This is a genomic window from Vibrio sp. E150_018 (assembly GCF_053544035.1).
In genome coordinates this window covers 415,783-431,369 of the sequence record NZ_JBHGNY010000001.1, presented here as the reverse complement: position 1 = coordinate 431,369, position 15,587 = coordinate 415,783, and the positions used below count along the sequence as shown (strand labels likewise).

The following is a 15,587-nucleotide window of genomic DNA, read 5'->3' as shown; positions in this document are numbered from 1 at the left end:
GCAGCTTATGGTAAAATGCGTCCCATTAAAAATACTGGGCTTTCGCTTGCATATTCTGATATTGCCCTAATATGATCACTTAGAATCAAATTTAACCAAGAGATAAAATAATCATGACTTTCGACTTATCGGCAATCCCAACCACTATCGATTTATTCCATGTCATTTTGGCTGCCACAACCGTATTGTTTCTATTACTCAGTCTACGTACAAAAACCGTAGAAAAAATCGTCGAGACACCAGTCGAAAAAATTGTTGAAGTTGAAAAGCCTGTTGAGAAGATCGTTGAAGTTGAAAAAGTTGTAGAAGTAGAAAAAGTGGTTGAGAAAATTGTTGAGGTTGAGTCTAAGTTAAAAAGCGCGCCAACTGACTCCGCACTTCAGTTAATGTCTATTTTCCAGCAAGAAGCACGTTTAATTGATTTCTTATCCGAAGACCTAACAGGCTTTAGTGATGAAGAAGTCGGCGCAGCGGCTCGTGTGATTCATATTGGTGGACAAAAAGTATTAGCGGATCACTTCAAATTAAGCCAAATTCGCGCAGAAGACGAAGAAACTCGCATTACTATTGAAGAAGGCTTTAACGCACAAGAAGTTCGTTTAACCGGTAATGTATCTGGCCAAGCACCATTCACTGGCACCCTTATTCATAAAGGTTGGAAAGCCGATACCATCACCCTACCTAAGCTATCTGAAAATTACGATGCCAAGGTATTAGCACCAGCAGAGGTTGAGCTGTAATGTCTACTAGTCAATATTTTATCGGTATCGACTTAGGTACTACCCATTGTGTTTTGTCGTATTGCCCAATCGATTCAGATGAACCACAAGTCAATGTTTTCGCAGTGCCACAATTAATTGCGCAAGGCCAAGTCGATTCATTAAATCAACTGCCTTCATTTTTATATCAAGCGCATGACAGTGAAATGGCTTCAGGTACGAATGCCCTACCTTGGACAAGTTCAACGACCAATACGCTCGTCGGTAGTATAGCTCGCAACATGGGCAATAAAACGCCAATGCGTTTAGTGGCGAGTGCCAAAAGTTGGTTATGTCATGGTGGCATTGACCGTCGTAACGCTTTCTTACCGCAAGGCAGTGATGACGAAGTACAAAAAGTATCACCATTGAAAGCCACACAGCTTTATCTAGAACATTTAATGGCAGCTTGGGATCATCAACATCAAGATGCTCCGTTACGTGAACAGCAAGTAACCATTACTATTCCAGCATCCTTTGATCCTGCTGCAAAAGAATTAACTGCAGAAGCAGCACGTAATGCGGGCTTTCAACATGTCACCTTACTGGAAGAACCTCAAGCGGCACTTTACAGTTGGATTGACAGCAATAGCGCAGCTTGGCGTGAACAAGTAGAACTTGGTGATCTGGTTTTAGTTGTTGATATCGGCGGTGGTACCACAGATTTATCGTTAGTTTCTGTCACTGAACAAAACGGCAACCTTGCCTTAGAACGTATTGCCGTTGGTGAGCATATCTTGCTTGGCGGTGACAATATGGACTTAGCGCTCGCCTACCGCTTAAAAATGACTCTTGCTCAGCAAGGCAAACAGTTACAACCTTGGCAAGTACAAGCCATGGCGCACCTATGCCGTGACGCAAAAGAGGCATTGCTAAACGATCGCACATTAGCTTCCGTACCTATCGTCGTCCCTAGTCGCGGTTCGAAACTATTAGGGAGTACACTTAAAACCGAACTTACTCAGCAAGATGTCGAGCAAACTCTGCTTGAAGGCTTCTTCCCGAAAGTGGCTGTCAACGAACATCCTGTACAATCGGCTCGCAGTGCGTTAACCCAACTTGGCCTACCTTATGCGCAAGATGCGGGTATTACTCGTCATATCGCCGCGTTCTTATCTCGTCAAAGTCAGCAAGATGGTTCGAGCTTTATTAAGCCGACTAAAGTGTTATTTAATGGTGGCGTATTAAAATCTGATCTTATTTCAGAGCGCCTGCTTGGTATTATCAATGCTTGGTTAACCCAAGATAATAATGAGCCAACACAAGCGCTAACAGGTGTCGACCTTGATTTAGCCGTGGCTCGTGGTGCGAGTTACTACGGTTTTGTTCGACATAATATGGAAAACAATAACAGTGGTGTCCGTATTCGCGGCGGTATCGCAAGCAGCTACTATGTGGGTATAGAAAGTGCGATGCCAGCCATTCCGGGCATGGCACCACCAATGGAAGCGATCTGCGTTGCGCCATTTGGTATGGAAGAAGGCAGCCACGTTGAGCTCTCTAGCCAAGAATTTGGTTTAGTGATTGGTCAACCCGTTCAATTCCAGTTCTATGGCTCGACAACTCGTCGCGAAGATGAAGTCGGCACTCATTTGGATTATTGGGCACCAGAAGAACTCGAAGAGCTCCCTGAAATTCAAGTCACACTCGATGCCAAAGAAGGTCGAAATGTTGGTGACGTGGTCGTGGTTAACTTAGCAGCGACCATTACTGAAATTGGTACCTTAGAACTTGAAGCCATCGCCAAAGATAATGACCAAAAATGGCTGGTTGAGTTTAGCGTTCGTCAACAATAACGAATCACTACACTCTCTACTCACACTAACTAGGGGCATTGGATTGAGTATACCCAAATAACTTCAAGATGCGAGTTTCAGCATCTTGAAGTCACTTGGGTATATAATAACTCTTTCATTCAGTGCCCTTTTGTTTTTACTTTTCTTTAGGAAAACATCATGAATTCTCCCATCAAATCAAATGCCCGTTACCTAATTGGAATTGATTTAGGCACCACCAACAGTGTGCTTGCCTACTGTGAAATTCAGGATGATTTAACCAAAAGCAAAGTCAATATTTTCGATATCGACCAGCTCGTTGGCCCGGGTGAAGTTGTACGTAAACCACTACTTCCCTCTTTTCGTTTTCATCCTACTCAAGGGCAATTTCAATCATCGGATATGTCACTACCTTGGGATCTACAACCGGTTGAAGGTGAATTAGAACAAGTCATTATTGGTGAGTGGGCCCGTGAATTAGGTGCGCAAATTGAAGGCCGCCAAGTATCCAGCGCCAAAAGTTGGTTATCTCATGATGCGGTGGATCGAGAGTCTGAAATCCTACCTTGGTCTGGCTCAGATAACGTCGAAAAAGTATCTCCACTGCTTGCCAGTGCCAGTTACTTAAATCATATCCGTCAAAGCTGGGATCATCATAATCCGAACCACAAGCTAACAGAGCAAGAAGTGGTCGTAACCATCCCAGCCTCCTTTGATGAAACCGCTCGTAACCTTACCTTAAAAGCGGCTCAATTAGCCGGTCTACAACATATTCATTTATTGGAAGAGCCACAGGCAGTTTGCTATGACTGGTATAGCCGTCATATCGACACTGCTTCAGCACAACTACAAGATATCCCTTCGATACTCGTTTGTGATGTTGGTGGTGGTACGACCGACTTGAGCTTAATTGAAGCCCAATATCAAGAACAGCAACTCACACTGAACCGTATTGGGGTCGGTGATCATCTTATGCTGGGTGGCGACAATATCGATTTAGCCCTCGCGCATCTGGCTGAACAGCGTTTAAATCAAAATAAAAAACTAAACGCTGCTTCGTTGATGAAACTGATCCAACAAACACGTAAAGTGAAAGAAGATTTATTGCGTCCTGATGCGGCAGAAGAAGCCAAGATTTCCATACTCGGCAGTGGCTCTCGCTTGATTGGTGGAACAAAAAGCGCGCCAATTACTAAGCAAGAGATCCATCAAATTGTTATCGATGGTTTCTTTCCTTTAACTCAGCCAGACGAAATGCCGCAGCAACGAAAAACCGCTGTCGTTGAATTTGGTCTACCTTATGCTGCGGATGCTGCGATCAGCCGCCATTTAGCAGCATTTATCCAAAACCATTCTCCCGACGGTAAAACACCTACTGGGCTATTACTAAATGGTGGCGTGTTTAATAGTGAATTAGTCGAAAACCGCATGGTTGAGTTACTCAGCCAATGGCATGGCGCTCCGATTACTTTGCTGGATAACCCGAGTCCTGATTTATCGGTCGCTTTTGGTGCAGTCGCTTATGCCAAAGCTCGCCATGGTGCGCAACTTAAAATTGGTGGCGGTTCGGCTCGATCATACTTCTTACACCTAAAACAAAAGAATGTTTCAGCGTCAAAAGCCTTATGTGTTTTATCCAAAGGTACCGATACAGGCCAAGAAATTCGCCTTAATGGTCGCCAGTTTTTATTAACTCTTGGCGAACCGATTCAAATTGATTTGTTAACCTCAACCCAAGAGCAATTTATTGATGCCAGCGGATCTTTAACGCCTCCTCAAAATAGTTTGTTGCTCAACGTACAAACCAACTTAGAGCGCGCTGCATTCAAGCCTCTACCGCCTTATATTGCAACATTAGAAGGCAGCCAAGCGCGTGAGAACTTGCAAGCTAACCAGAAAGATCGTGTTGAAGTCATGCTCGCTTGCCAACTTACCGAAGTCGGTACTTTAAAAATTGAATGTGTCAGCACCACAAATGACAATCAACGTTGGCTACTCGAATTCGATACCCGCAAACATGAAGAATTTGAGCAAGTCCAAGCTCACCCTCGCCTAGAACAAGCGAAAGCACTGATTTCAGCCGCCTACTCTGCTAATAAAAAATCGGACAACGCCAAATTAATTAAAACTCTTAGCAAAGATCTCGAAAAACAACTCGGCAAACGCGAACAGTGGGATTTTGCCACCCTACGCCAGTTATTTGATACGTTTGCTTTAGGAAAAAAACGTCGTCGTCGTTCGGAAGCTCATGAAAAGCAATGGTTGCGTCTAGCCGGTTTTGCTCTACGCCCGGGCTTTGGTGATCCAACCGATGAATGGCGCTGCGAACAAACATGGGCGTTATATCAGCAAGGTATTCAATTTCCTTCGCACCAAACTTGGTCGGATTGGTGGATTTTCTGGCGTCGGATTGCCGGCGGATTAAATCAGGAGCAGCAAGAAACCATTTTGGCCGATATTGCGAAGTACCTACACCCCGGCGCACATCGCGGAAAAGGAACGGGCAAAGAAGCAACTGAACATGGATATGAAGCCATGGTTCGTCTATCCGCCTCGCTAGAACATTTAGACAGTGAAGATAAAATCTTACTCTCTAATTGGTATCTAAGCCGTGCGCAAAAGTCTTCCGAATATGTACAGGCACACTGGTGGGCATTAGGCCGCTTAGCCTCACGCACCCAAATGTATGGCAGCCAGCACAATATTGTCCCTGTTGCACAAGTAAACCAATGGCTATTAAAAATGCTTGATTTAGACTGGAAGCAAGAGCCAATGATTGGCTTTGCCGCGGTGATGATGAGCCGAAAGACTGGCGACCGCAGTATCGATACTAATGAAGATATACGTGAGAAAATCATCGACAAACTGACCACGAGTCGTGCAACACCAACTTGGATAACACTCGTCAAAGAAGTAACAACATTAAACGAAGATGAATCGAAAAAAGTCTTTGGTGATTCTATTCCGGCAGGACTTCAAATGGTCAATTAACCAAATGCATTGTTCATCACTCATTTAGAAACCAACCAAATAAAAAGCCTAAGTTCATTCCACTTAGGCTTTATCATAACGTTCCTTATGTTATAGAAAACTACATAAACCAACTCCACCAAATAAAGGCAGCTAGGAAACCAAATAGATAAACAAAACCGACCCAAGACAAGACTTTCAATTTACCCGTAAATTTAAGTTGTTCTGGTAAATTAGTTTTCGTCACTAATTTATAATTCAAAACGGCAAAGATCGGTGTTGTCATAAAGGCTAAGATCATCGCAAAATGCATCATCGCCATTAATGATGAAGTAAAGAATAGAATAATCGCAAAGGCCAACAGGCTCACAATCACCATCCAAATATTTAAAACACGTTTTGCTTCAATTGGATAGCTTTCTTCTGATTTTTTGCTTAATAATAAAGTACTTTCGGTTAACACTCGAGAATAACCATCGATGCAAGTAATAGTACTACCGAAAATACAAAAGAAAGCAATCACCGCAATAAGGTAGCGAGACCACTCACCAATAGATGCCGTGTACATACTGACTAATTGGTGTGAAAAACCAATACCAGAAGTTTTAAGTGTTTCTCCACTACCATTTAACACTAGTGCGCCAAGGGATAGGAATACTATCGCGAGAATAGCGGTACCGATATAGCCCACATTGAAATCAAATAATGCAGAGCGTGCCGTCACTTTTTGTTCTTTGCTTTGTGACTTTAGCCACAACGAGTTAAAACAAGAAATTTCGATTGGTGCAGGCATCCAGCCCATCATGATCACAATAAATCCAAAGGCTGCCATCGTCCAAGCTGATGGGCTTTGATACTCGGCAGGTGCAACGGCGCCATTACTTGCTGCAATCATCACTGCCAGTACGGTGGTCACCACTAACACACCCATGATCACTTTAGATAAAGAACTCAGTGCTTTAAAATGCCCTGCGACCAAAATAGCTAAGCAGACGACCAAAATACCACCAGCAATCACTGAGATAGATAATGAGATTGGAAGGAAATAACCCATCAAACTCGAACTAAACATCAACAAAGCAGCAATATTGACAAACGCAGATACAAAGTTGAGAACGTTAAATAACCACAGATAGCCAACTCCCATTTGGTGATAACCTTGAACTAAACTCTGACCGGTTCCTACTGTGTATTGCACACCTGCTCTAAAAAATGGGTATTTAAAAACGTTTACTAACAGAATAAGCGCTGCAAGTTGCCACCCATAAATGGCACCAGCTTGCGTGGATGATACTAAATGCGATCCACCTACAGCCGCAGAAGCCATCATGACACCAGGGCCTAGGGCTTTTATTAGAGAAACTTTATCACTGATATCTCCTACATGAGGAGTTGAAACTGTGGCAGTATTGTCCATATCTTGTCCTTAATGAAGCAAGTGAATTGGTTTACTATTCAATTCCAAGCTTTTTATTGTTATTGCCTTCCATTGCCATTAGTAATCTTGAGAACTTATTTGGCTATTTTGGGAGAGACTCACAACGTTTCAATCCTAATTTATATATTTGGGTATAAAAAGACTTAACGTTATTTTGCAGAACATTCTGCTAGCTTTATGACAAAGAAACAAGGGTTGGAATAATAACAACAGAACTATTGACTAACAAATCCATTAACTTTAGTAATTTACTTTGATACTATAGTCACAACAGAATCACTGACTTGTTTTTAGTAACAAAAATAACATAAAAAAAAGCTGACCATCTGGCCAGCTTCTTTAGTTATGCTTTGTCGAACTCAGTTTTAATTAATATAAACCAAGATCTTTCTGCAAATGTGGAGATAATGATAAAGAATCATAAGCCGAAGTAACTGGCTTTTTGGTTTCTCCAAATAATACGTCCACAATATGCATCATCAATCCTTTGATGTTAACCGAGTAGGTTTTTTTATCCATAGATGGTGCTGCAACTGTTTCTAAAATTGCTTGTGTCATCTTTGTACTCACTCTAATTTAACTATCAATTTGAGCGTATAGTAAAAGTACAAAAGACAAGTTAACAATGAAAAATAACCAGCGTTCACATTAGTTTTTCTAATTTACAAATAATTAACACCCTACAGTTGTTAGAAAAAATAAACACATTAAAAACCAACAATTTAGGGTAAAAATGAAGCTAACCATTATAACAAAAACAAATGAATTAACATTTTTTTAACGATTATTTATTGTTGGATGAGTGAGAAATTTTAATTCGCTATCCATTGAGTCTCAATCAATAGTTGATCGTATTGCTTTATTCTTGCAGTAAAGATATCACCTTCATGTACTACACCAACGCCGCTTGGTGTCCCTGTCATGATCACATCCCCGTTATTTAAGGTGGTATAAGATTTCACTTCATTCAAAATATCATCAGGGCTATACATCATATGCATTACCCCACCCGCTTGTACTCGTAGTCCGTTGATCAGAAGTTCTAGCGTCAACCCTTGCCAATTCCCGCCCTTTAACGAGACAAACTTACTTAACACAGCAGATCCATCGAATGCTTTCGCTCGCTCCCAAGGTAACTGCTTTGCTTTCAACTGAGATTGTAATTCGCGCTTAGTGAGATCAAGACCAAAACCAACCGCATGTATTTCACCATTTTTAATGCTAAAGCAAATCTCACCTTCGTAGTGCAATGGCTCTTGATGAAAGGAGTTTAACTGGTTAGTAATCGAAGTACTCGGCTTATTAAATACCACCATTTGGTCTGGCATTGCATTATTTAGCTCTTTGACGTGCTCGGCATAATTTCGGCCTACACACACTACCTTTGAGGGCTTCTGCTTTTTATTATCTACCAGTATTGTTGTCATTGTTGTCCCTTTTGATGTATTAGTCCGATCAAGCAGAAACACGGAAAGAAGAGTCTAATTCACTCATCCCAAGTCCGTTGCGTTTATGCACTTTAATTTGTACTGGAATACGCTCTTTCATGGCATCTATATGGCTGATCACACCAATCATTTTACCGGATGCATTTAAGTTATCTAATGCGTTTAAAGCCATATCGAGTGTATCGGCATCCAATGTACCAAAACCTTCATCCAAGAATAAAGAATCAATACTGGTTTTGTGACTAACCAAATCCGACAATGCGAGCGCTAACGCTAGGCTCACTAAAAAGCTTTCACCACCAGACAAAGTCTTCGTATCTCGAACCGTATCGCCTTGCCAAGTGTCTATCACTGATAACGCCAATCCGTCCGTTGATACACTAGCAGTAGATACATCAGCATTCTGATCCATTGAAACGCCTGAGCGCTGTAATAAGTAGCGACCATGTAGCCGTTCCAACTGTTTATTGGCTAAATACACTAGGTTATCTAAAGTAAGTCCTTGAGCAAATTTTCGGAACTTATCACCGCTTTTAGAGCCAATTAAGGCATGCAGGTATTGCCAGTCATCATAATGGGATTGCTGTGATTCTATCTGTTTAAATAGCTCAACTTGCCCTTCTCGCCTACGCTTATCACTTAATAATTCGTGTTCAATTTGCCCGATACGGTAGGTTTGGCTATCTAAGATTTCACTTACTTCTTGAAGGCTTTTCAACACCGTTTCGCAATCCGTCTTCATCCACTGAGACGCCTTCTCATGCTGTTGAATACTATCCCACTGCTTATTGGCATTTTCCACTAACGCCACCGCTCGTTCAGCTTGATTATTTATCTTCTGCTGCAACGTGATGAGTTTCTCTCTTTCATTGTCATCTAATAACGCCGCTTCAAACATGGCTTGGTTTTCAAACGGACTTTGGTCAAGCGCTTGTTGCCAATCTTGCTGTGCTTTTTTATGAGTTTGAGTTTGTTGTTCAAACTGATTTTGGGTGCTGGCAATCTCACCGGATAATTTTTCTAACTGAACTTGCAGACTATGCCATTGTTGTTGAGCGACTTGATAGGCTTGTTCCGTTTGATCTAATGCCTTTTGACTCGCTTGTTTTTCTTCTGCAATGTTTCGTTTACCAAATAATGCCAACCGTTCCTGTTTTTTCTGTGCGAGCAATTCAACTTGAGCCGTAAGAGCCTTGTTCACTTGATCTGCAAGGTTCTGTTTTTCTTGCAGTGATTGATTCAAACGAACTTCATCTTGCTGCACTTGCGCCAGTTTGTGCGTCAGCTCGGTAGATTGCTGATTATATTGCTGCCATTGTTGCGATGCTTGACGCTTTTGCTCTAACCAATCATTTAATGGCGAAACATCCGTTGGACTCCCCTCTAGCAGTGAATAGTCGGGCAAGCTATAGCCTAAAGCCTGCCATTGCTCACTCAAGGTTTGATAGATTGTCGCTCTATCTTCTTGCAGGCTTTGTAATGATTGGAGCTTAGCATCATCTTGTTTAAATAATGCCCGTTCTTGTTGCTTAAGCCCTTCAAGTGAGGCTTTAACTTTTTCTTGTTGAAAATGGCTTAATTGCAGCCCTTCTTTGCAAGTATTCAATTGCTTTTCAGCCTGTTGAAGCTGAGATAACTTCGCTTTAATGGCTTCGATTTGCCTAGGAACGTCAACCTCATACAGCTGCAGTTGCTTTGAATCTTCAATCGCAAACAATGGTAATGTTTGATTGTTAAAGCTTTGCTGCCACTGATGTTCAATGTCGCTCAACTCAGCGTTATCTTGCTGCTGTTTTTGCGTTAATTCGGTTATATAGCGAGCCGTAGAATCTAGTTGCGAACGAGCTTGCATGCCTTGTGCTTCAATCGTCTTTATCTCTGTTTCGGCGCGTTCTTTATCAAGACTGATTTGCGAGCGGTTCAGTGTCGTTGAATGCTCTAAAGCCGGATGTTCCAATGAACCGCACAAAGGACACGCTTCACCCGTTTGTAATTTGGCACGATAATCGGCAAATTGCGTGTCTTGATCGATAAGCGTTATATAACTCTGTATCTCAGCGTCTTTGGCTTTATAAGCCTGACGTAATGATGCGCAATTATCGGTGAGTTGTTGATGTTGTTTCTGTTGTTCAATCAGAACTTGAGCTTCACGTAGAATGGTTTGCGATAGCTTTGACCATGCATCATGCTTCATTCGTAGTTGATAAATAAATTGGCGATGTTGATCTTTTTCTTCTAACTCTAGAGCCAATTGATCCGCATTTTTTTGTTCATCAGTATTGAGATCTAACCAGGTTTGATTGGCGGCTTGAAATAGGGCTTCTTTACCATGAACATCCGCCTGGCATTGCTGAAAGTGCTTTTCTTCCACAGCAATAGTATTAGCAAGATTAACCTTTTCTTGTTGCTCGGCTTGAATAGTCTTATTGAGATCGACTATTTCACGCCCCTTTTGCGCCATTTGTTCAACTTGCAACTGCCATGAATTTAGGTGTTGAGAGATCACCTCATCATTCGCGTGCTTATCTAAATACTCTCGACAAGTCGCCTGCTGTTGTTGGGCTTGTTCTAAAGCAGACTTAACCTGGCTAAGTTCTTGTTGTACGGCATTAAGCTGCTTATTTTCATTTTGATATTGGTTAGTTAAATCAGCAACTTTGCTCTCTTTTTGTTGTATGTCTTGATCCAGCGGTAGGACTTGTTCATCAATTAATTTGAATAGATCTCGCTGGGATTTTTTCTGTTGTTCCAATGCAATAGCAGCCTGATCATGACTTTGTTGTTTCGATTGCTTCTGCTTTTCAAACTCTGAAAATTGCTGCTGTTTGTCATTGAATTGAGTGGTAACCGCATCAAGTTGTTGCTTCGCCTGTTGCCATTGCAGGAAAGGCTGTCTCAATTTTTCAGCCGGTTCGCTTTTCGCGAGTTTATCCAACTGCGGCTGTTCATCTATTTTTTGCTGATTAACTTTCTCTTGTAGTTGATGCGCTTCTTGCACAGCTTGCTGGGCAGTTTGGTACTGTTGCCACCAGTGGTGATGCTCATTCCAGGCTTGTTGTGTTTGCTTGTTTTTCTGTTGCTGTTGTTTAACGTCTTCAAGTTCATTATTCAGTGCTGAAACTTGCTCTAAAGAGAGAAGTTGAACGCCTTTTGCTTGCGATTCCAGCTCCGCTAACTTTTGTTTGGCATTCGTAAAGTACTCATGCACTTTCTCTGAAATTTGACCGTAGATCTCCGTGCCCGTTAATTCTTCAAGTAGCTCGGCTCGCTCGGATTCTTTCGCATTTAAAAAAGCGGCAAATTGGCCCTGAGATAACATCATGGATTTAGTAAAACGAGAAAAATCCAACCCAGTGATTTCCTTTAATAAGGAATCTTTTCGTTTCGTTTGACTCGCAAGAACCTTACCACTTACCACTTCAGCCAACTCCACAACCGCTGATTGCAAATTGCCATCTATTTTACCTCTAGAACGACGCATGCTCCAAAATGCTCGAAACGCTTTTCCTTTCACCTCAAATTCAACTTCCGCTAAACACTCAGCCGTACCTCGCGTCATAATTTCATTGTTCGAAGTGGTAATTAGCCCAAGACGTGGTGTTTGGTGATACAGAGCAAGGCACATGGCATCAAGTAATGTAGTTTTACCTGCGCCAGTTGGCCCAGTGATGGCGAACAAACCATTTTCTACAAAAGGCGATTGAGTGAAGTCGATCTTCCACTCCCCCTTTAATGAATTTAAATTTTGAAAGCGAACCGTTAAGATTTTCATTACTTCACTTCCTTATCGCTATTACCAGTTTGTTGCTCTAACACATCGGAGACAACTTGCTCAAACTGCTGCATAATTCGTTGTTGCCTAGCCTCTGCCTCTTCTCCTTCAAAGGATTCAAGGCTCATTCGTTTGTGGAAAACATCTTGCGGGGTAAGCTCTGCCAGAGTTTCATTTTTCACTTGAGTCAGTGATTGAACTTGTTGCGAGCGACTACGACGCAGTTGCAAGACTTCAACATTAAGGTTTTCTGTCATAGCTTGGATTCTTGACTGTAAATCTGATAAGTAATCATCCACTTCCACATGAATACACAACCAGACCGTTTGCTCAATATCAACAAATTGCTGCAATTGCGACTCTATACTTTCAAGTGAGCCTTTCAGTGTCATCATAGATTGAAAAAGCGGAATAGAAAGTGGTTCGATCCGCTTACCATTTTCGTTGAATTCAACTAACACTATTTGTTTATTCGATAACTTTGATTGGCTTTTTTCTGGGCTTTCAGTTTCAATAGTTTTGGTTTTAATCTCATCAAAACTTAACGGAATAGGCGATCCGCAATAGCGAATAGATTCAGATTTAGCAACAATTTGTGGTCTGTGTATGTGGCCAAGCGCAATATAATCAACGGTCGGAAAGGCTTTAGCATCAAAGGCTTCAAGTGAGCCGATATAAATATCGCGCACCGATTCAGAAGTAGCCACACCTAATGCTGTTAAGTGACCCGTTGCGATTATTGGTAGTTTACGTTTGAGTTTCTGTTCTTGCTCACTTTGTATTTCTAACGCCTTATCGTACAAGTTCTGATAGTGCTGTTGAATAGCCTCTCCCAACGCTTGTTTTTTTTGGGTACTTGTTTCTCCTGCGACACTTTGCAACACATCTCTTGGTCGGATAAAAGGAACCGCACACAAAATAGCACCAGCTTTCTTATTACGATCTTCTAACAAAATCACTTGTTCATTAAGGTTTTCAGTCGTATTCGCAATAACATGGGTATTTAAGCAAGCAAGCAGATCTTTAGATTCATTCAGCATTGAAACTGAATCATGATTACCACCCAAAACGATTAATGTGGTATCTAGTTGACTCAATTTCACAACAAACTGATTGTACATTTCTCGGGCGTAACTTGGTGGCGTACCAGTATCGAAAACATCTCCCGCTATAATAACCGCATCGACTTGTTGTGCTTTAACCAACTCTAGTAGCCAATGAATAAAAGCTTGATGTTCATTCTTGCGACTTTTTGTGAAAAAATTTTGACCAAGATGCCAATCTGAAGTGTGGATAATTTTCATAAAGTAACGAACAAGCCAATTGAAAAAGATAAAGGAATTGTGCCATAACTGGTTGAAGAAGAAAGCGGAACCTGCATTTAATTGACCTATAAAACGAAGAATCCCAAGCATAAAAAAAGCTCAGGAAATTTAACCTGAGCTTGTTACAAAAACCATCACAAAAGTAACGGCCAGCTATGCGTAACCACCAATGTGTGTTCTAGTGTTTAGCTGATCGGCGGCCAAACCAAAAGCTAAACGAACACCTGGTATGCGACTAATTTCGTCGCTTTACCAATACACTGCCTGTTAATAGTAGACAATCCATTAAGATTGCTTTCTATACAACAAACAACATGTATTCAGTAAAAAGAATTAAACAGCTTATTTATCTATAGGTTATCGAGTTTTCCTTAGCTTTGATAAAAATCCCTATCAAGAATTTACAATCATTTCATGAAAAACTTGTGATGTAAAAACAAGCATTAATTAAAAAATCAATCTCTGTATTTTAAACAGACCGCAATTCTAGCGTTTCTATTGAAGTATGTCATTAAAAGTGTGAATGACATCGCTAAATCGGAAATATTGCGGCCCCCTACATTATTAGTATCCTTCTTGAACTTGCTTATATGACGAATAAACAAGCCGCTCACGTATAGGTTTAGCACCGATAACCAAAGAAAGTGAGTGCTATAAAGGTAAAAGAACCATCCAAGTTGGTCGTTCTCAAGTCAGAACCGTACTCTATTTGGCAATAGTCAGCGATGTAATTCGATTTTTAAAGCTCATTACCTATACCTTTTAGATGCTGGATAACCGACAAAAGTCGCTATTATTGCGTATGTTCGTAAGATGGATGTATCTTAAATTCGATACTAATAGATCGCGTCATGTGGGATGAAAATAGAGCTTGGCAGACATTAAAAAAGCCCATCAAATCTAAACAAAATACTGTTTAGAAAATTAGGGCTAAATTAGGTTTTTTAAGGCTGTATTGGGCTTTATTTTCCACACTATTGTTTTTATCAACAGTGTCGTGCTTTTGAAAATATCCTCTTTGGATATCCTAAAACTACTTAGTCCAATCTAAGATAACTTTCCCCGAAAGCCCGCCACGCATCGTGTCGAAGCCCTCTTGAAAATCATCAACACTGAAATGGTGCGTGATAATTGGTGTTAGATCTAAACCTGATTGAATCAAGCTTGCCATCTTGTACCAAGTTTCGAACATTTCACGGCCGTAGATACCTTTGATCACTAAACCTTTGAAGATAACTTTAGTCCAGTCAATTGCCATATCGGATGGTGGGATACCAAGAAGCGCTACACGGCCACCGTGATTCATGGATTCAAGCATTGAGTTGAATGCCATTGGAACACCAGACATTTCTAGACCAACATCAAAGCCTTCTGTCATGCCTAACTCAGCCATCACGTCTTCAAGTTTTTCTTCCGCAACGTTAACTGCACGAGTTACGCCCATTTTACGTGCTAATTCTAAGCGGTATTCGTTTACATCAGTAATCACAACGTGACGCGCACCAACGTGTTTAGCAACTGCCGCCGCCATGATACCAATTGGACCAGCACCTGTGATTAGAACATCTTCACCCACTAAATCAAACGATAGCGCGGTGTGCACTGCGTTACCAAATGGGTCAAAGATGGATGCCAAATCATCAGAAATTTCATCTGGGATTTTAAATGCATTAAAGGCTGGAATCACTAAGTATTCAGAAAACGCACCGGTACGGTTTACGCCCACACCTGTTGTATTACGGCATAAGTGAGTACGACCACCACGGCAGTTACGACAGTGACCACAGGTAATATGGCCTTCACCTGAAACACGGTCGCCAAGTTCGAAACCTTTGACTTCTTGGCCGATGCCAACGACTTCACCTACGTATTCGTGACCAACAACCATTGGATAAGGAATAGTATTTTGTGACCATTCATCCCAGTTATAGATATGAACATCAGTACCACAAATAGCAGTTTTACGAATTTTGATTAAGATGTCGTTATGACCCATCTCAGGCATATCAACGTCTGTCATCCAAATGCCCTCTTCAGGCTTTAGCTTAGAGAGTGCTTTAATTTTACCCATATTTTTAATGTCGCCAATAGATTGAACTGT

At 41.3% G+C, this 15,587-nt stretch carries 9 protein-coding genes and 1 pseudogene; 4 read left to right on the top strand and 6 right to left on the bottom strand.

The genetic code is table 11. The features are described 5' to 3' along the window. The first annotated feature begins 113 nt into the window (after positions 1–113). The 3 genes from ACE3G9_RS01995 to ACE3G9_RS01985 all read left to right on the top strand — a co-directional run bounded on the left by ACE3G9_RS01995 (position 114) and on the right by ACE3G9_RS01985 (position 5,524). Positions 114–740: a DUF2760 domain-containing protein gene (locus tag ACE3G9_RS01995; protein WP_449218340.1), complete on the top strand. Its 627-nt coding sequence runs from the start codon at positions 114–116 to the stop codon at positions 738–740. Beyond that, positions 740–2,554: an Hsp70 family protein gene (locus tag ACE3G9_RS01990; RefSeq protein ID WP_449218339.1), complete on the top strand. Its 1,815-nt coding sequence runs from the start codon at positions 740–742 to the stop codon at positions 2,552–2,554. The genes ACE3G9_RS01995 and ACE3G9_RS01990 overlap by 1 nt, the downstream gene beginning before the upstream one ends. A 159-nt stretch (positions 2,555–2,713) precedes the next feature. Then, positions 2,714–5,524, top strand: a complete 2,811-nt coding sequence (locus ACE3G9_RS01985; RefSeq protein WP_449218338.1) for an Hsp70 family protein — start codon at positions 2,714–2,716, stop codon at positions 5,522–5,524. Positions 5,525–5,624: 100 nt separating this feature from the next. Here ACE3G9_RS01985 and ACE3G9_RS01980 read toward each other — a convergent pair whose 3' ends face one another. The 5 genes from ACE3G9_RS01980 to sbcD form a co-directional block, all read right to left on the bottom strand. Further along, complete coding sequence (locus ACE3G9_RS01980) at positions 5,625–6,920, bottom strand: NRAMP family divalent metal transporter (RefSeq protein WP_449218337.1); 1,296 nt, start codon at positions 6,918–6,920, stop codon at positions 5,625–5,627. 390 nt (positions 6,921–7,310) lie between these two features. Next, a complete protein-coding gene (locus tag ACE3G9_RS01975; RefSeq protein WP_417880604.1) occupies positions 7,311–7,499 on the bottom strand; it encodes a hypothetical protein in 189 nt (62 codons plus the stop codon). 254 nt (positions 7,500–7,753) lie between these two features. Continuing rightward, positions 7,754–8,368: a fumarylacetoacetate hydrolase family protein gene (locus ACE3G9_RS01970; protein WP_449218336.1), complete on the bottom strand. Its 615-nt coding sequence runs from the start codon at positions 8,366–8,368 to the stop codon at positions 7,754–7,756. Positions 8,369–8,396: 28 nt separating this feature from the next. After that, positions 8,397–12,161: an AAA family ATPase gene (locus tag ACE3G9_RS01965; protein ID WP_449218335.1), complete on the bottom strand. Its 3,765-nt coding sequence runs from the start codon at positions 12,159–12,161 to the stop codon at positions 8,397–8,399. Continuing rightward, a complete protein-coding gene (gene sbcD, locus ACE3G9_RS01960) occupies positions 12,161–13,465 on the bottom strand; it encodes an exonuclease subunit SbcD (protein WP_449218415.1) in 1,305 nt (434 codons plus the stop codon). Before sbcD ends, ACE3G9_RS01965 begins: the two co-directional genes overlap by 1 nt. Positions 13,466–14,022: 557 nt before the next feature. On the opposite strand from sbcD, the pseudogene ACE3G9_RS01955 reads away from it, so the two are divergent. Further along, positions 14,023–14,406 (top strand): annotated as a pseudogene (locus ACE3G9_RS01955) (transposase); the annotation flags it as partial. A 113-nt stretch (positions 14,407–14,519) separates the two neighbouring features. Here ACE3G9_RS01955 and tdh read toward each other — a convergent pair. After that, complete coding sequence (gene tdh, locus ACE3G9_RS01950; RefSeq protein WP_449218414.1) at positions 14,520–15,557, bottom strand: L-threonine 3-dehydrogenase; 1,038 nt, start codon at positions 15,555–15,557, stop codon at positions 14,520–14,522. Positions 15,558–15,587 lie beyond the last annotated feature (30 nt).